Here is a 17,302-nt window from a genome sequence, read left to right on the forward strand (position 1 = left end):
AACTATGAAACTAAAATCGCTAGAAATTAGTGGTTTCAAGTCGTTTGCGGACGATACCAAAATCGAATTTGAAGACGGTGTCACTGGCATCGTTGGCCCCAACGGGAGTGGCAAAAGTAATATTAGTGAAGCTATCCGATGGGTCCTAGGCGAGCAATCTGCCAAAAACTTACGGGGCAGTCGGATGCCAGACGTGATTTTTAATGGTTCTTCTAAGCGAAAACCTTTGAACCGTGCTCGGGTAACCATGATTCTGGACAATTCCGATCACTATTTAAAGTCTGAATATACTGAAATCAACGTGACTAGAAAGCTCTTTCGTAACGGTGAAAGTAGCTACCGTTTAAATGGTCAAGATTGCCGTTTAAAGGATATTTTAAATCTGTTCATGGATTCGGGTATCGGTGATAATGCTTTTTCCATGATCTCGCAAGGCCGAGTCGAATCGATTTTCAATAGCAAGCCAGAGGAACGACGATTCATCGTTGAGGAACTTATCGGGGTTTCGAAGTATCGTCTGGGTAAAGAAAAGGCTAAACGTGAGCTTGATCAAACCGCGGGCTATCTTGATCGGGTTAATGACTTGATGTCAGAACTTGGTAGTCAAATCGAACCATTAGCACAGCAAAGTAGTTTAGCTAAGGAATACCTTGCCCAAAAGAAGCAGTTTGATAAATTAGATCAAACACGATTGGTCCTTGAAATTGAATCCTTGCAAGCTAAATTAAAGATTCAACAAGCACAACTGAAAGAAAAACAGCTGCGGGTATCTGATACAAAACGGCAGCTGGCTAATCATTCAAACCAATTAGACACCGCTCGTAAGACAACGAACTCATTAACGAGTAAAAAGGATGACACCAATCAGCAGTTGCTAGAAGTGACTTCCCGTAAACAGCAAATGGCAGGTGCGCAAGCCCTTGATTCTGAACGTCAGAAACACCAGCAACAGACCTTGGGTGAGCTGACTGAGCGGATCAAGAGGGCTCAGTCTGATTTAAAAACCGCTCAGGAAACGTTAGCTGCCACCGAATCTCAGTATAAGAAGCTGAAGGTCACGCTAAAACAGGATCGTAGCCGTGCTAACCAGTTGAAGTCACAATTAAATGATTTGGATGAGACTAAGCTGGCTGATGAAGGCGATCAGCTTCAAAATGACTATATTGATCAACTGCAGGCCATCACGACTTTGCATAATCAAAAACAGTATTTGGAAAAAAACCAGCAGCGGGCAACTTCCGAGAATCAACAGGCGGATCAACGATTACAGGAACTGCAAACGGAACTTTCTAAGCAATCCGCCAAATTAAAGTCAGCTAGTCAACAGTTGCAGTTACAACAGGGTCAATATGATGAATTGCAAAAGCAATGTCGAACACTGGCTGATGAACACGAGAAACGTCAAGCGCAAATCGAGCAGTTAAACAATCAGTGGCTGTCAGCTCTTGAAGTCAGCCAACAGGCTAAAGCTCGATTAAAGAGTCTTCAGGAGTTAGCACAAAATTATACTGGCTTTTATCAAGGGACGAAAGCCGTTTTAAAAGCGAAAGATCAACTCTCAGGGATTATTGGTCCAGTAGCGGAGATTTTGGATGTGCCAAACAAGTACACGAAGGCCGTTGAAGCAGCTATTGGTGCACAGCAGCAACACGTGGTCGTTACCAACGAAGCAGCTGGTAAAGCCGCCATTCGGTATCTCACTCAAAATCAACTGGGGCGCAGTACCTTTCTGCCGTTGAATAAAATTAGGACTAGCCACGTGGCTGCCGAAACCTTATCAAACTGCAAACAGGCACCCGGTTTTTTGGGTGTGGCTGCCGATTTAGTCCGCGTGAGCGATGCGCGGTTAAAACCAGTTTTGAATCACCTATTAGGCAACTTGATTTTTGCGGATGATTTGAACCACGCTGTTGCACTAGCTAATCTGATACATCACCGTTACCGAATCATTACGTTGGCGGGTGAAGTGATTTCTACCAGCGGGGCAATGTCAGGCGGTAAAGATAGGCATGAACGACATGGTATTTTGAGTCAAAAACAGGAACTGACAAAACTGCAGGCCAGCGTTGACCAAATGTCTGACCAGCTGGTAGCCAAGCAAGATGAGCTGAAGAAATTGAAAGCTGTCCAAGAAAGCGACAACCAAGGTGACTATCAAAATCAGCTTAATGAACTGGATATTAGTCGTCAACGGTCAGAAAGCCAGGTTAAGTTGCTGTCCGACCACGTGAACTCAATCGAAAAGCAAATTGCTGTTCATCAAGCGCAGTGGGGACTTAGCCAAGATAGCGAAGATTTTGCAGCACAGTTAAAGCATAATAAAAAAGAAACAGATGTCGCTGAACAAAAACTGACGGCGTTAAAAACGCAAATGGCCGCTCTCAAGCAACAAAAGGCGCAACGCAGTGAGTTAGTTCAAAAAGTCAGTGCTCAGTATCAAGACCAGCGAGCTGTGGTCACCACTAAAACAGTTCAGGTTAAACAGTTGGAGAAGGAACGGACTGCGCAGCAAGAACGGGTTCAAGCCCTTGAGGATGAAAGCAGTCTCCTGCAAAAGCGGCTCAACGCATTAAAGGCAGCACGTTCAGAAACTGGGGAGTCAACCCAGGATCATGAGACGACCCTGAAACAGCTCGCTAACAAAGAACAGCAATTGAAGGATACTTTAAAGCAGTTAAACTTGGATCTGGAAACTGCTAACGACCAGCAGGCAGACTTAGAACGTTCTAATCAACTGGCTACTGCAACGCTAAATAGTGAGCAGCTGGCAGTTCAAAAGTTAGATTTGGCTTGTTCAAAATTGAGTTCACAACTTGATCAATGTGAAACGTCGCTCGCAGAAACGTACCACGTGAGTTTTACTTTTGCCAAGCAGAATCAAGTTGAGTTATCAATTGATCAGATTCGAGAAAAACTTAAGCTGTTAAAACGTGGCTTAGATGATTTAGGTGATGTCAATGTTTCCAGTATCGATGAGTATGATCGCGTAAAGTCACGCTACGACTTTTTGACTCAGCAAAAGGAAGATTTAAGCGCCTCAAAAAATAATTTGTTGGAAACCATGAACGAAATGGACCAGCAAGTCATTGAACGCTTTGATACGACTTTTAAAGCACTGAATCAGCAATTTCAAGAGACGTTTGTTAAGATGTTTGGCGGCGGTCAAGCGAAGCTGGTCTTAACGGATCCAGATCATTTATTAACAACTGGGATTGAGATTATGGCTGAACCGCCTGGAAAACGCCTGCAGAGTATGCGATTATTGTCTGGTGGTGAGCGAGCTTTGACCGCGATTACTTTGTTATTTGCAGTTCTACGCGTTCAACCAGCACCATTCTGCGTCTTGGATGAGGCAGAAGCTGCATTGGATCCAGCTAATACCGGTCGTTTTGCCAGTTACTTAAACCATTTTGATGATGATACGCAGTTCATTATCATTACCCACCGTAAAGAAACCATGGTGCAAGCTGATCGGCTCTATGGCATTACCATGCAGGAATCGGGTGTCTCAAAACTGGTTTCTGTTGATCTAAATAAAGTACCCGCTCAAAGTTAATAAAATTAAGGATGTGATTTTATGGGACTATTTGATTTTTTCAAACGGCGTGCTAAACAGGATGAATCAGAAAAAACAGCTGAAAAGCAATCCGAAACTGAAACGAAACAAGCCGTTGAAAAGACTGCCAAGCCGGATGAACCTGATTCACAGGCACCTGAAACATCAGTGAAATCTGATCAAGCTGAAGTTGGGACGGAAAATAAGACAGAAATCGTATCAGAAGATGAAGAAGTCTCAGACCAGGTTGATACGTCTGTTACATCATCTTCAGAGGATTCAGAACAAGCTGTTTCAGAAGCAATAAAGCCTGATGAAACTGAACCTAATGATCAACAAAATGCTCAGGTAGTCGAATCTGATAAAACGTCTGAAGAACCCGTACCCGAAACGCAGCAAGCGGAATCAAAATCCGTTGATGCTACTGAGAACCAATCTCAACCTGTCTCTGATCAAGATGAACAAACAGGTACAACCAAAACGGGTGATCAAACCGAACCAACTGAAGCTGAACGTTATGACAAGGGACTTGAAAAATCACGGTTGACGTTTGGACAACGGTTAAATCATTTGCTGGCTAACTTCCGGTCCGTTGATGAAAGTTTCTTTGATGATTTGGAAGAAACGTTGATTGGTGCTGACGTTGGTTTTGATATGGCCATGAAGATCAGCGACGAGTTACGTGAGGAAGTTAAACTTAAAAACGTCAAGAAACCAAAAGACGTTCAAAACGTTGTTGTTGAAAAACTGATCGAGCTATACGACCAGGCTGGTACCGAAGAGAAAAATGGGCTCACCTTTGCTAAAGAAGGGCCAACCGTGATTCTTTTTGTCGGTGTTAACGGTGTTGGAAAAACAACCACAATTGGCAAAATGGCCAACCTGTTTAAACAGCAAGGCAAGAAAGTATTGTTGGCAGCGGCTGATACGTTCCGTGCAGGGGCTATTGAACAGTTAAACGTTTGGGCTCAACGTGATGGTGTCGATATTGTTAAAAAGCCGGAACAAAGTGATCCTTCTGCAGTGGTGTATGATGCACTGAAAAAAGCCAAATCAGAAAATTACGACGTTTTGTTCGTTGATACTGCCGGCCGTCTGCAAAACAAGACCAATTTAATGAATGAATTAGCTAAGATGAAGCGGATCATTACACGAGAAATTCCAGACGCGCCTCATGAGGTTCTGTTAGTACTGGATGCGACCACTGGTCAGAACGCTTTAAATCAAGCTAAGATGTTCAAAGAGGCCACGGATGTGACGGGAATTGTTCTGACTAAGCTTGACGGTACTGCTCGTGGTGGGATCGTGCTGGCAATCAGAAACGAATTGCACTTACCCGTTAAGTACGTTGGGCTTGGTGAACAAGTAGATGATTTGCGACCGTTCGAACCAAGCGAATTCGTTTATGGTCTGTTTAAAGGGTTAATTGACGTTAAATAATGACATTAAGTCGTTAGTCTGTTCGGGGCTTAACGACTTTTTGAATTTTTTTAGGAAAACCTATCGCTATTGTTAGGATTTGGTATAATAGACTGGCTAGGTTAAACTAAGTCAATAAATGGGATGGGAGGAAACAACGTGGAGATAGCTAAAAATAACCGGATCAATTCGCTGTTTGCCTTTTATCAGCCACTATTGACCAAAAAGCAGAACGATTACATGCAGCTCTATTATGGTGATGATTATTCACTGGGTGAGATTTCTGAGGAGTATGATGTTAGTCGCCAAGCAGTCTATGACAACATTCGTCGGACTGAAAAGATTCTTGAAACCTATGAAAAAAAGCTGCATCTGCTCGAGGAGTTCACTAGACGAAATCAACTAGCGGATGAAATTCAGAGCTATGTAGCGAAACAATATCCAAACGATCCACAACTTAACCAGCTGGTTCACCAATTGGAATCAGCTGAAGAAGAATGAAAGTTAGGTGCATAATAAATGGCATTTGAAGGACTAACCGAGCGTTTACAAAACGCCATGAAGAAGCTTCGTGGTAAAGGAAAAATTTCTGAGGCTGATCTACGCGATACGATGCGCGAGATTCGTCTGGCATTATTAGAAGCCGATGTTAACTTCGACGTCGTTAAGGATTTCGTTAAAACGGTTCGTGAGCGAGCAGTCGGCGCTAAAGTGCTGGAAGGGTTAAATCCAGCTCAACAAATCGTCAAAATTGTTGACGAAGAGTTAACTAAAACCATGGGTGAGACGGAAGTTCCGCTTAACAAAGCACCGAAGATTCCGACCATTATTATGATGGTTGGGCTTCAAGGTGCCGGTAAAACGACCACTGCTGGTAAATTAGCTAACCATCTTAAAACGGATGAGAACGCGCGCCCATTGATGATTGCAGCCGATGTTTATCGACCAGCTGCGATTGATCAATTAGTCACCGTTGGGAAGCAAATTGACGTGCCCGTTTTCGAAATGGGAACGGATACTGACCCAGTGGAGATCGTTCGTCAAGGACTTGCCAAGGCCGAAGAAGATCATAACGATTACGTCTTCATTGATACCGCTGGTCGTTTACAGATCGATGAACAATTAATGGACGAGCTGGCTCGAATCAAAGAACTTGCCCATCCTAACGAAATCATGCTGGTGGTCGATGCGATGACTGGTCAAAATGCCGTCGCCACTGCGCAAGGGTTCAACGACAAACTAGATGTCACCGGTGTGATTTTGACTAAGTTGGACGGTGACACCCGTGGTGGTGCTGCACTGTCAATCCGTGCGGTTACTGGGAAACCGATTAAATTCGTTGGTGAAGGTGAAAAAATGTCCGATTTGGACGTCTTCCACCCTGATCGGATGGCCTCACGAATCTTGGGTATGGGGGATATGCTTTCCCTGATTGAAAAAACCCAAAAGGAATACGATGAAAAGCAAGCTCAGGAATTAACTGAGAAGATGCGAGAAAATTCATTTGATTTTAACGATTTCTTAGATCAAATGGAACAGATTCAAAAAATGGGACCAATGGATCAGCTCATGAAGATGATTCCTGGTATGGCGAATAATCCCGCATTAGCTAACGCTCAAATGGATCCAAAGGATATGGATCACATTAAGGCCGTGATTTACTCCATGACAGAACAGGAACGAACTGAACCAGATGTTCTCAACCCATCACGGCGGCGCCGAATCGCAGCTGGTTCTGGTCGTCCCGTCCAAGAAGTTAACCGTATGATTAAGCAGTTTAATCAAATGAAAAAGATGATGAATCAAGTTTCAAAGGGGAACTTCTCTGGTATGCAAGGCATGATGAACAATGCCGGCATGGGCAACGCGCTTGGTGGCAAGATGGGCCAGATGGCGATGAAATCAATGTCACGTCGCATTAAGAAAAACAAAAAACGTCGAAACAATTTAAAGCGACGGCGTAAATAATAATGAAACATTCATTGAGTCGGGGGTGAAAGCCCTGGACTCTTTTTTGAAAAATGGAAGAAGGCGGATAGATGTTATCCTATCAAGAATTAGTGACAGCAATTCCCGTCGTGATCAAAGCTGGCAACGTTCCAGCAATTGTTGGTGAAGCTGGAATTGGCAAGTCAGCATTGGTTCAAACGGTCGCAGAGAAGATGAACGCCAAGTTATTTACCACGGTCGTCAGTCTCTCCGAAAAGGGTGATCTGGCGATTCCCGTCCCACCGATGACGGATAGTGCCTTTGTAAAAACATCGAAGTATGGCCAACTGGCAGACGTTAAATTTGGTTATACCCATACCTTGATTGAAATTATTCAGTGGGCTGAAGCTCACCCGAAACAGCCAATCATTTGGTTTTTGGATGAATTTAATCGTGGGACTCAAGCGGTTCAAAGCGAACTGATGAACTTGGTCTTACAACGTCAAATTAATAGCTTGCGACTACCTGACCAAGTCCATATGGTACTCGCTGAAAACCCTGATGCTACCATGGCTGGTTTTGAAACCAGTGATTATGGCGTTACGGTGGGTGATGCTGCCATCAACGACCGGACAGTACGGCTGGTAATGCGTGCTGATGTATCCGATTGGCTCCAGTGGGCTGAATCTAAGGGATATATTATAAAAAGTGTTTGTCGGTTCATCGAAGAAAATCCGCAACAACTGGCACCCAACGACCACGATGCCGATTTATATCCTACTCCACGAGCATGGCAACGCGTTTCACGAAATCTGCAGGCTTTAAGTGAACTGCCGGCTGATCAACAGCAGCAAGTTCGTTTGGACATCTTGAAGGGTGATTTAGGCGTTACCGTTGCGGAAAGTTTTGAACGTTTTATTCGACGTCAGCAAACTGGCATCAGCGCTCAGGAAATCTATGCTGGCGAATCATTAGATCCAGCAATCATTCAAATCTTTAACGGTGCTGGAATTGATCAGCAACAGTCTATTATGAACAGTTTGATCCAGCAACTTGGTCATTATCCGCTGACGGAGGAAACCTATGCTGGCCGGTTTACCACATTACTAAACCTGATGCCGGTTGACGCACAGTTTGCGGTGGCACTCAAACTAGCCGAAATTCCTGATTTATTAGAACAACTGTATGAGGCAGCGCAGAATGAACCGCTGGTGAAGCAGTTGTATGATCAGCTGACGGCAATTGGTTTAAAAAACGACATTAGCTGAGAGAGGGTTTAAAACATGTTTCATACTCAGTTGAATGAATTAGCCAATCAAAAAGATCCCAATCTATTACAGCGACAAACGCAAATCTTGTTTCAGCAAGTTACCAGCCAATTACTTAATAGTCAGCGTTTCTATGGTGAACTACTGTTGCGGTTAAACAAAAAAGCCGATACTGAACTTTCATCAGCAGTGATGTTGACCACGGCTAAAAGACCAGTTTTACTGATCAATCCTCAACGATTGAATGAAATCGTTCGTTCAGATGAAGATCTATTAAGCATAGTTCAGCACGTAGTAGGTCATTTAGCTTGGCAACATCCCGTACGATACGCAAATCAGGGCACTGATCCGTTAGTTCAAATTGCCACCGATATAGCCGTTAATGATAGTCTCAGTTCGTTGTACCCAGGTGCGATCACGCGGCAGCACGTTAATTTTAAGTTAGGGCTGCATTTAACTGCTGGTCTTGGGTCAGCTGAATATTTAACACAGTTAAAACTGACACTGCGTCGAGACAAAACTGGCACCAAGGCGAAGCAAGTTAAGCAAATCATTGGTCAATCACCAGAAACGCATCTTGGCTGGCAGCAATTAGATCAGGATACCACGATGCAATTAGATCAGTTAGTCGCTGATTCCTGGCAGGAAACACCACTTAAACAGCGGGGGTTATTACCTAGTAGGCTTCAGCACCAATTAAATCGCCGACCTGCTAAGTTGACGCTAGACTGGCGGCAGTTGATCATGATGGGCTTAAAGGGCCCGCAAAAGTGTCAGGAACCAGCTTATAATCGATTTAACCGCCGTCAGCCTTACCGCCTTGAATTACCTGGATTAACAAGGGCAGCTACTCGTCAGTTATACTTATTTGTTGATCAGTCTGGTTCGATGACGGATTTAGAAGTCCAAAATATTCTCGCCCAAATTGTTCAGCTTTTAAAGCGATATCGTGATAAAATTACTGTGATTCCCTTTGATGCGATCGTGTATGATAATCATGTACAGACCATTTCTCACAGCAACCAAGTTGTCTTTCAACGCGTTGCTGGAGGAGGTACTGCTTACCAGCCAATTTTTGACTGGCTGGTTAAACAAGGTGTTAATGATACAAATGCGTTGGTACTGATTTTAACCGACGGGCATGGCGAAGATAAGGTAATCACTCATGGACTGACTAATTTGATTTGGGGATTAACCACCACTAAGGCGGATCTTTCAGTGAAACGGCCAGTCGGCGTCGTCACCGTGATTCGTGAAAGGAAGTAGCTTTATGCTGACAGCTCAGCAATTACGTGCCGTTATCCAGCAGAACATGCCGTTTAAACGGGCACAGAGTATTTTGAAGAATGACTGGCAAAATATTAATGACCAAAATCCGTTAGCAAGACAGTTAATGACGGTTAATGATTTACAATTTGCGTTGGCACTGCAGGACCTTCAAACTGAAAACCAGTTTGCCGACGCTAGTGATTACGCAAGTGTGATGTCGTTTGTCCATGCTCATCAGGCTGATTTAGCTCCAGGTAGTCGAGAATTTTTGCTTCAGCCATTCAAATGAATTTATTTCTGGTTATCAGTTTTAAAAATGTTATTCGGGCTTACAGCCACTTTGTTTTCAGGTGTAAAGAAAAAAACCTTTACAACCTATCAGATAACTGGTATATTATTTACCGTTGAAAGAATTAACAGGAGGTGTCATGCATGTCAGTAAAGATTCGTTTAAAGCGAATGGGTTCTAAGAAGCGCCCATTCTACCGTATCGTTGTTGCGGACTCACGGAGTCCTCGTGATGGTCGTTTCATCGAAAAAGTTGGGACTTATAACCCACTTGTTGAACCAGCTCAAGTTGAACTTGAAGAAGAGAGTATCATGAACTGGTTAAACAACGGTGCCCAACCTTCAGATACTGTTCGGACATTGCTTTCCCAAGCAGGTATCATGAAGAAGTATCACGAAGCTAAGTTTTCAAAAAAGTAGTGATCAGTCATGACTGACTTTAAAAAATTAATTACCACGATTGTAACGCCCCTAGTTGAACATCCTGAAGCTATTGAGATCGAACGCGTTGAAACTGATCGGTTTTACGAGTATCACTTAACGGTTGCCGGTGACGATGTGGGTCGTGTAATTGGCAAGCGGGGGCACGTTGCTTCTGCAATTCGCACAATCGTATATAGCGTACGGATCAATGATCCCAAGCGTGTACGGCTTGTCATCAATGATGAGTCTAAAGCTCCCAAATGAGACTCGGTCTCGGGAGCTTTTTTGATACCTTAGATAAATAACCAATTGAAAGGCAGGTGCGTAATGTACTATAAAGTTGGAACCATTGTTAACACCCACGGTATCCGTGGTGAATTAAGAGTTGTTGCCACTACTGACTTTCCTGAACAGCGTTTTAAGAAGGGCAGTCAGTTAGCCCTGTTCAAAAACGAGCAGGATACTAAGCCGGTTGGCACGATTACCATTAATAGTTCCCGTCAACATAAGGGTTTCATATTGATTACCTTAGCCGGATACGACAATATTAACGATGTCTTAAAGTATAAAGGCATGGTTTTAAAGGTTGCCGAGGAAAACCTCAGTGATAACGATTTGGAAGATGGCCAATACTACTATCACCAGATCATTGGCTTGAAGGTGGTTAATGAAGACGGCGAAGAATTGGGTACCATAAAAGAAATTCTGGCACCAGGTGCTAACGATGTCTGGGTGGTTTCTCGGCCTGAGAAGGATGATTTGTTACTACCAGTTATCGACCAAGTCGTCAAAAAGATTGATCTAGCGGCTGGACAAGTTACTGTGGAATTAATGGAGGGATTAGAGTAATGCGAATCGATGTCCTCAGTTTATTTCCTGACATGTTTGGCCCACTGCACGATTCAATCGTGGGGAAGGCACTAGACCGTGATGAACTTGAAGTAGAAGTAACTGATTTTCGCCAATATTCCACGGATAAGCACGGTAACGTTGATGATTACCCATTCGGTGGTGGTGCAGGAATGCTACTCCAAGCACAGCCGATTTTTGACGCTATGGCAGCCACTCAGAAAAAGGCGCAAGAGTTAGGACACGAAAAGGGTCGCGTTATTTTAATGGATCCGGCTGGTGTACCGTTTACCCAGAAAGTGGCTGAGAATTTTGCGGGCGAGGATCACCTCACGTTCATTTGCGGGCACTATGAAGGTTACGATGAACGCATCAGAACCTTGGTAACTGATGAAGTATCTATGGGTGATTACGTGTTAACTGGTGGTGAATTACCGGCCATGGTCATGATCGATGCCATTTCACGGTTATTGCCCGGCGTTTTAGGAAATGAAGCATCTGCACCTGGAGATTCGTTTTCCACGGGTTTGCTGGAGTATCCGCAATATACCAGACCCGCTGATTTTCGCGGCATGAAAGTGCCGGACGTATTGATCAGTGGCAATCATCAAAAAATTGATGAGTGGCGAGAGATTCAATCGCTTAAACGGACACTGCTTCGACGCCCAGATCTTTTAGACCAATTAGACTTAACGGGTGACCAGAAACGTAAACTTCGTGATATTAAGATTGATTTGGAATCAGATGAATCATCATCGTTTTAAATAAAGCTTTACTCACGCTATTAGATATGATATTCTAGTAAATGGCTGTTTAGCCACATTAACAATATTCCGCTGTCGAGATTGAGTATGAATGTTGATTGAAGGAGAGAAACAACATGCGACAAAACCAATTAATCGAAAAGATCAACAAGGACCAATTACGGACCGATATTCCTGACTTCCGCCCTGGTGACACTATTCGTGTTCACGCCAAGGTTGTTGAAGGTACTCGTGAACGTATCCAATTGTTTGAAGGTGTCGTTATCAAGCGTCACGGTACCGGTATCCAAGCAATGTATACTGTACGTAAGATTTCTAACGGTGTTGGTGTTGAACGGACTTTCCCTGTTCATTCACCACGTGTTGCCCAAGTAGAAGTTGTACGTTACGGCCGTGTTCGTCGTGCTAAACTTTACTACATTCGTGCATTGCACGGTAAAGCAGCTCGTATCCCAGAAGCTCGTCGTCCTCGTAAGTAGTCGACAGTTTCTATCTAAAAACGTTCAAGTTAGCTATTTTGCTGACTTGGACGTTTTTTGTTATGGTCGAAACACTTGAGTTCTAAGAATGGAGCCTGTATGCTGAAATTAAGCAGAATTCAATGAAAGAAGTGGTTGAAATGTCTGATCATCAATTGACTTCACGACAGCAGCGACTTTTAAAAACGCAATTAGTCATTCAGGGAAGTGCCTTAGTTGTCTTGGTGACGTTGTTGTTTAAAATGATATCCTCCAATTTTCGCTTTCTCACCGGTAGAAATTTAATGGTAATGCTGGTTGTTATACTGGTTCAGTGGGGGTCAAGTGCGGTCCTGGCTAAGGTCCAAAAGCAGACTGGTCAATTTCAGTATTCTGAAAAGCATTGGCTGTCACGATTGTCTACCAGTTTTGAGCTTGCATTATTTCTAGTGTTAGGTATTTATTTCTTGTTGCAAGTGTGAGTGGGTTTACAACTCAGATTCTGGTCATTTAACGTAAAAAAACGCCATTCCGCCAAGAACCGGAATGACGTTTCTTTTATTATCCGCAAAATCCTCAAATCTGACATCACACTATCATAAATTTAAATCCTGTTTGTAGCTTAACGGTGAAAAGGCAGTGGCCTGTGTAATCAGACTAGCCGATAGTTCGCGATATTTTTTCAGTGCTAATTCAGCATTTTTCATGCTTTCTTGTGTTAACAGTGTGGTTAGCTCGATGCCGTTTAAAGGTTGTGCTTTTTGATCTGTCTCTATAACGGAACGAGTAAATTGCTGATTCAGTTCTTTTTGAACCTGGTTTAATTGATCGCCAAATTGCTTGTAATGTGGATCGACCAGTACACCTGTTTGTTTGAAGACCCAATAAGCGCTGTCTGAACTATAAGTGCCTAATCCACGGTGGTAATCAGCGGGTGTCTCCGTGATACCTGCATAGAAGGGAACATAGACGCTCTGTGCCGCAACGCCCATTGCTAACCAATGAATACCGGACAGTTCAGGCTGCGAATATTGGCGCAATTGTAATATATGTGATTCTTGCGTTGTTGCTAGACTGACTGGACGAAACTTTTTTCGTTCCTCGAGACTTCCGGCTCCAATCGGATCATACGGTGTTTCCTGAAAGTGAGAGCTTAGGAAATCCTTGGCGTCTTCAACTGATAATAACTTTTCTGCCTGACGAATGAAGGGCATAGTATGGCTGTTCGTTGTTTGTTCCGTACTTGGATTAAACATTTTTTGGCCGTACCACACGCGTGGAAGATTATAATAAGCATCCATTTGGTTATTAGTACCAAAAATCTCCCGGAAGTTGAACCCCTGACGTTGCGGGTTTAGTGCGTGTTCTTGCACAAATTCTTGGATGTGCGGATGCCACATAAAGTTCTTTGGATCATCAAAATCAATGGTTTGAATCGCCATTTGGTTAGCAACCACGGCATAACTGTCATCCGGAATCCGTTGTGCCACCCAGTAGTGACCCGAACCGGTCTCAAAGTACCAGGCTTCTGTGCGGTCGGCAAATAAAATCCCGTTGGACTCGGAAGTCCCATAATGAGCGACAATCGTGCCCAGCCGTTTCACGCCTTCTCGTGCAGTTTTGATGTACGGTAAGGTAACGGTGATCATGGCTTCTTCACCAATGCCATCCTTCACCAGGGGATCAGCGGCTAACACGCGATCGTTTGCATAGGTACTTTCCGTTGCACTCATGGCAACGCCGTATTGGTTGATGCCATCTTCTTCAAATAAGCCGTACTTATCGGTCCACTCTGGAGTCGCGGTGTATTTATAAGCTGTCTCTGGCAGTGGCATTTTAAAACCATTATCAGTTGATTCAAAACTCGCTTGCTTGGTGACGGTTGCTGGATGAACGATAAAGTGTTTTGGCCAGGCTGGACGTGAGTCTTCGTTACGGCCAATCATAACCGATCCATCAACGGATGCTGCTTTACCAATTAAAATGCTGGTACAAGCAGAGTATGGTGTCATTGACATGCGTAATCCCTCCAATAATCAATTATAAGAGCATTCTATCATAAATATAGTTGAAACATGTTATTATAATGCAGTCCGAAGCGATTAAATGGCCTAAAGAGGATAGGCAAATACGAGAAAATATGATTAAATGAATGCTGTGATTCAAATCTTCTGAAGGGACGTTATTCTTTATGCAGGCTCTCATTGACCGAAAAGATTTTACCATTAAGTGTGCGCTGATTGTTGGTTCAGCTATTATTAGTGCGATTGCACTGAACTTTTTCTTAATTCCTGGTAATATTTTTAGTGCCGGAATCAACGGGGTTTCTCAAATTTTATCAATTCTGGCGCTAAAATGGTTTCATGTTCGGATTAACACGGGTTGGTTGATCCTGATATTCAACATCCCCATCGGCTTGTTAGGCTGGTTAAAAATTGGCCGGGGATTTACCGTTTATAGTTTCATTACTTCTTTTTTAACTTCGATCTTAGCGGTGATCTTACCGGTTCAAACACTCTCTCATAACCCGTTGTTGAGTGCTTTATTTGGCGGTATTTTAACTGGGGTCGGCGTGGCTTATCCGCTGAAGTACGGTTTTTCAACCGGCGGCATGGACATTATTGCAGTAATTCTGGAAAAAACGACTGGTAAAACCATTGGTACACTGATGATTGCCATCAACTTGGTGATTGTGTTAATTGCTGGTACCTTAGTCGGCTGGGAAAATGCCATGTATACGATTATTTCGTTATATGGCATGTCTCGGGTAGTGGATGCGATTCATACCCGTCACCAGAAACTCACTGCCTTTATTGTCACGACTGAACCGGACGACGTTATCGACGGATTGAAAAAAACACTGATTCGCGGTGTCACTATTTTACCAGCTCAAGGTGCATATAAACGACGTCCTGGGGCAGTCTTAATGGTGGTCATTTCCCGTTATGAACTGTATGAATTGGAACACGTGGTTAAAACAGTTGACCCGGGATCCTTCGTTAACTTGGTCAGCACCGTAGATATTGAGGGTAACTTCTACGATGAAACTGAGCAGTTAAAGTTTAAACAGGGGCAATCCGAATAGACTTGCTTGAAAACGTGAAAAACGGTATACTTTTATCATCCTAAATAAGGGGGCACTTTTAATGCCAATCGTAAATATTGATTTGATTGCAGGCCGTTCACAAGAACAGTTGAAAAACTTAGTTAAAGATGTTACAGATGCAGTAACTAAGGATACTGGTGCACCTGCTGAACACGTTCACGTTATTTTGAGAGAAATGGCCAAGGACCGTTACAGTGTTGGTGGCGTTCTTAAGAGCGACGAAAAATAATTTTTGAGGGTGAGCGGGAATTCGCTGACCCTTTTTTTAACGGCTTTTTGTAACCGATTACAGTGCTGTTATGAATGCTTTTTAAACAAATGTAGTTGGCTAATTCTCCGTTCTTAGGTATACTATAGAGGATTAACTAACTTGAGAACGTAAATGAATGGAGACTTAACGATGAATGACGAACAGTACATAATGGCAATTGACGAGGGTACGACTAGTACGCGTGCAATTCTATTTAACCGGGATGGTCAGATTGTAGGTCAGGCGCAACGTGAATTCACACAGCACTTTCCAAAGCCTGGCTGGGTGGAACACGACGCTGACGAAATTTGGAGCGCCGTCCAGTCAGTCATTTCTGACGCTGTGATTGACGCGCATATTCAACCTTACAAAGTGCGTGGCATTGGCATCACTAACCAACGTGAAACGACTATTGTTTGGGATAAAAATACCGGTGAACCCGTTTATCACGCGGTGGTTTGGCAATCAAAGCAAACGAGTGAGATTGCTGATGAATTAAAGGAAAAAGGATACGCTGATTTAATTCACAAAAAAACGGGTCTGGTGATTGATTCTTACTTCTCGGCCACTAAGATCATGTGGATCTTAGACAACGTCCCTGGTGTCCGTGAACGCGCTGAGAAGGGTGAGCTCTTGTTTGGTACCATTGACACGTGGGTCTTATGGAAACTCACGGGTGGCCGGGTTCACGCGACCGATTACACCAATGCGTCTCGAACCATGCTGTTCAACATCCATGATTTAAAGTGGGACGAAGAAATTTTGGACTTATTAAACATTCCGTCTAGCTTGTTGCCGGAAGTTCATCCATCTTCTTACACTTACGGTTATACCGCTGGCTACACGTTCTTTGGTTTACAAGTGCCAATTGCCGGAATTGCCGGTGATCAGCAGGCTGCATTGTTTGGCCAAACCGCTTTTGAAAAGGGTTCGGTCAAAAACACCTATGGTACTGGTGCGTTCATCGTGATGAATACGGGTACGCAACCAACCTTGTCCAATAAGGGGCTGTTAACCACCATTGCTTACGGGATTAACGGTGAAGTCAACTACGCCTTGGAAGGGAGTATTTTCGTGGCTGGATCGGCTGTTCAATGGTTACGGGATGGCATGCGGTTATTCAAGCACGCTTCTGAATCCGAAAAAATGGCTGTTGAGGCTAAGACGACGAACGATGTTTATGTGGTGCCAGCTTTCACTGGCCTTGGTGCCCCATATTGGGATCAGGAAGTCCGTGGTGCCGTCTTCGGACTGACTCGCGGTACGACCCGAGAACAATTCGTTAGAGCAACACTGGAAGCCATTGCGTACCAGACCAGAGACGTTGTGGATACCATGGCAGCAGATACTGGTATCGACATTAAAACGCTCAGCGTGGATGGCGGGGCAGCCAATAATAACTTCCTGATGCAGTTCCAAGCCGATATTTTGAACACCCATATCCAACGAGCGGCAATTGCTGAGACTACTGCTTTGGGGGCTTCCTACTTGGCTGGCTTGGCAACCGGTTTTTGGCAGGATTTAGATGAAATCAAACGGATGCACAAGCCAAGTGAAGAGTTTGATCCTCAAATGTCAGAAAAAGACCGTGAGAACTGCTATTCTGGATGGCAGGCAGCGGTGAAGGCGACACAGTTATTTAAACCAAAAAAGAACTTGTAATATTTTAACCATAAATACAAAAAAGCATTCTCATCGGACGGAAATGATGGGAATGTTTTTT

General features: G+C 43.7%; 17 protein-coding genes. 16 read left to right on the forward strand and 1 reads right to left on the reverse strand.

The genetic code is table 11. The annotated features are described in order from the left end of the window. Window positions 1–4 precede the first annotated feature (4 nt). The 13 genes from smc to CES82_RS04895 all read left to right on the forward strand — a co-directional run bounded on the left by smc (window position 5) and on the right by CES82_RS04895 (window position 12,705). Entirely contained in the window at window positions 5–3,556 is a 3,552-nt protein-coding gene (gene smc, locus CES82_RS04835) for a chromosome segregation protein SMC (protein WP_098824186.1), read from the forward strand. A gap of 21 nt (window positions 3,557–3,577) precedes the next feature. Beyond that, window positions 3,578–4,996 carry a signal recognition particle-docking protein FtsY gene (gene ftsY, locus CES82_RS04840; RefSeq protein WP_098824187.1) on the forward strand — a complete coding sequence of 473 codons (1,419 nt, stop codon included), beginning with the start codon at window positions 3,578–3,580 and terminating at the stop codon, window positions 4,994–4,996. A 138-nt stretch (window positions 4,997–5,134) separates the two neighbouring features. Beyond that, window positions 5,135–5,476 carry a putative DNA-binding protein gene (locus tag CES82_RS04845; RefSeq protein WP_098824188.1) on the forward strand — a complete coding sequence of 114 codons (342 nt, stop codon included), beginning with the start codon at window positions 5,135–5,137 and terminating at the stop codon, window positions 5,474–5,476. 18 nt (window positions 5,477–5,494) lie between these two features. Next, window positions 5,495–6,943, forward strand: a complete 1,449-nt coding sequence (ffh, locus tag CES82_RS04850; RefSeq protein ID WP_098824189.1) for a signal recognition particle protein — start codon at window positions 5,495–5,497, stop codon at window positions 6,941–6,943. A gap of 71 nt (window positions 6,944–7,014) precedes the next feature. Beyond that, a complete protein-coding gene (locus CES82_RS04855; RefSeq protein ID WP_098824190.1) occupies window positions 7,015–8,172 on the forward strand; it encodes an ATP-binding protein in 1,158 nt (385 codons plus the stop codon). Between the two features lie 15 nt (window positions 8,173–8,187). Continuing rightward, a complete protein-coding gene (locus tag CES82_RS04860; RefSeq protein ID WP_098824191.1) occupies window positions 8,188–9,438 on the forward strand; it encodes a vWA domain-containing protein in 1,251 nt (416 codons plus the stop codon). Window positions 9,439–9,442: 4 nt separating this feature from the next. Then, window positions 9,443–9,730 carry a hypothetical protein gene (locus CES82_RS04865; RefSeq protein WP_098824192.1) on the forward strand — a complete coding sequence of 96 codons (288 nt, stop codon included), beginning with the start codon at window positions 9,443–9,445 and terminating at the stop codon, window positions 9,728–9,730. A gap of 143 nt (window positions 9,731–9,873) precedes the next feature. After that, window positions 9,874–10,149, forward strand: a complete 276-nt coding sequence (gene rpsP / locus CES82_RS04870; protein WP_054656367.1) for a 30S ribosomal protein S16 — start codon at window positions 9,874–9,876, stop codon at window positions 10,147–10,149. A gap of 9 nt (window positions 10,150–10,158) precedes the next feature. Next, window positions 10,159–10,416 (forward strand): KH domain-containing protein, encoded by a 258-nt coding sequence (locus CES82_RS04875; RefSeq protein WP_089109470.1) that lies wholly within the window; start codon window positions 10,159–10,161, stop codon window positions 10,414–10,416. Between the two features lie 63 nt (window positions 10,417–10,479). Beyond that, window positions 10,480–11,001, forward strand: a complete 522-nt coding sequence (gene rimM, locus CES82_RS04880) for a ribosome maturation factor RimM (RefSeq protein WP_098824193.1) — start codon at window positions 10,480–10,482, stop codon at window positions 10,999–11,001. Then, window positions 11,001–11,765, forward strand: coding sequence for a tRNA (guanosine(37)-N1)-methyltransferase TrmD (gene trmD, locus CES82_RS04885; protein WP_098824194.1), 765 nt, complete (start codon window positions 11,001–11,003; stop codon window positions 11,763–11,765). Before rimM ends, trmD begins: the two co-directional genes overlap by 1 nt. A 116-nt stretch (window positions 11,766–11,881) precedes the next feature. After that, on the forward strand, window positions 11,882–12,244 hold the full coding sequence (rplS, locus tag CES82_RS04890; RefSeq protein WP_098824195.1) for a 50S ribosomal protein L19: 363 nt from the start codon (window positions 11,882–11,884) through the stop codon (window positions 12,242–12,244). A gap of 122 nt (window positions 12,245–12,366) precedes the next feature. Then, window positions 12,367–12,705 (forward strand): hypothetical protein, encoded by a 339-nt coding sequence (locus tag CES82_RS04895; RefSeq protein ID WP_098824196.1) that lies wholly within the window; start codon window positions 12,367–12,369, stop codon window positions 12,703–12,705. A 114-nt stretch (window positions 12,706–12,819) separates the two neighbouring features. Here CES82_RS04895 and CES82_RS04900 read toward each other — a convergent pair whose 3' ends face one another. Beyond that, window positions 12,820–14,235 carry a C69 family dipeptidase gene (locus CES82_RS04900; RefSeq protein WP_098824380.1) on the reverse strand — a complete coding sequence of 472 codons (1,416 nt, stop codon included), beginning with the start codon at window positions 14,233–14,235 and terminating at the stop codon, window positions 12,820–12,822. Window positions 14,236–14,414: 179 nt separating this feature from the next. Here CES82_RS04900 and CES82_RS04905 point away from each other — a divergent pair, with 179 nt between their 5' ends. The 3 genes from CES82_RS04905 (at window position 14,415) to glpK (ending at window position 17,241) form a co-directional block, all read left to right on the forward strand. After that, a complete protein-coding gene (locus CES82_RS04905) occupies window positions 14,415–15,308 on the forward strand; it encodes a YitT family protein (protein WP_098824197.1) in 894 nt (297 codons plus the stop codon). Window positions 15,309–15,369: 61 nt separating this feature from the next. Next, window positions 15,370–15,558 carry a 2-hydroxymuconate tautomerase gene (gene thmT / locus CES82_RS04910; protein WP_098824198.1) on the forward strand — a complete coding sequence of 63 codons (189 nt, stop codon included), beginning with the start codon at window positions 15,370–15,372 and terminating at the stop codon, window positions 15,556–15,558. A 171-nt stretch (window positions 15,559–15,729) separates the two neighbouring features. Continuing rightward, window positions 15,730–17,241, forward strand: coding sequence for a glycerol kinase GlpK (glpK, locus tag CES82_RS04915; RefSeq protein ID WP_098824199.1), 1,512 nt, complete (start codon window positions 15,730–15,732; stop codon window positions 17,239–17,241). Window positions 17,242–17,302: the final 61 nt, after the last annotated feature.

This window comes from Secundilactobacillus silagincola, assembly GCF_002583405.1.
GTDB lineage: Bacteria > Bacillota > Bacilli > Lactobacillales > Lactobacillaceae > Secundilactobacillus > Secundilactobacillus silagincola.

Coding starts and splice junctions, on each gene's coding strand:
- CES82_RS04900 (WP_098824380.1), bottom strand. CDS start 14,235: ATGACACCATACTCTGCTTGTACCAGCATTTTAATTGGTAAAGCAGCA.
- rimM (WP_098824193.1), top strand. CDS start 10,480: ATGTACTATAAAGTTGGAACCATTGTTAACACCCACGGTATCCGTGGT.
- rplS (WP_098824195.1), top strand. CDS start 11,882: ATGCGACAAAACCAATTAATCGAAAAGATCAACAAGGACCAATTACGG.
- rpsP (WP_054656367.1), top strand. CDS start 9,874: ATGTCAGTAAAGATTCGTTTAAAGCGAATGGGTTCTAAGAAGCGCCCA.
- ffh (WP_098824189.1), top strand. CDS start 5,495: ATGGCATTTGAAGGACTAACCGAGCGTTTACAAAACGCCATGAAGAAG.
- trmD (WP_098824194.1), top strand. CDS start 11,001: ATGCGAATCGATGTCCTCAGTTTATTTCCTGACATGTTTGGCCCACTG.
- thmT (WP_098824198.1), top strand. CDS start 15,370: ATGCCAATCGTAAATATTGATTTGATTGCAGGCCGTTCACAAGAACAG.
- ftsY (WP_098824187.1), top strand. CDS start 3,578: ATGGGACTATTTGATTTTTTCAAACGGCGTGCTAAACAGGATGAATCA.
- CES82_RS04865 (WP_098824192.1), top strand. CDS start 9,443: ATGCTGACAGCTCAGCAATTACGTGCCGTTATCCAGCAGAACATGCCG.
- CES82_RS04895 (WP_098824196.1), top strand. CDS start 12,367: ATGAAAGAAGTGGTTGAAATGTCTGATCATCAATTGACTTCACGACAG.
- CES82_RS04905 (WP_098824197.1), top strand. CDS start 14,415: ATGCAGGCTCTCATTGACCGAAAAGATTTTACCATTAAGTGTGCGCTG.
- glpK (WP_098824199.1), top strand. CDS start 15,730: ATGAATGACGAACAGTACATAATGGCAATTGACGAGGGTACGACTAGT.
- smc (WP_098824186.1), top strand. CDS start 5: ATGAAACTAAAATCGCTAGAAATTAGTGGTTTCAAGTCGTTTGCGGAC.
- CES82_RS04855 (WP_098824190.1), top strand. CDS start 7,015: ATGTTATCCTATCAAGAATTAGTGACAGCAATTCCCGTCGTGATCAAA.
- CES82_RS04875 (WP_089109470.1), top strand. CDS start 10,159: ATGACTGACTTTAAAAAATTAATTACCACGATTGTAACGCCCCTAGTT.
- CES82_RS04860 (WP_098824191.1), top strand. CDS start 8,188: ATGTTTCATACTCAGTTGAATGAATTAGCCAATCAAAAAGATCCCAAT.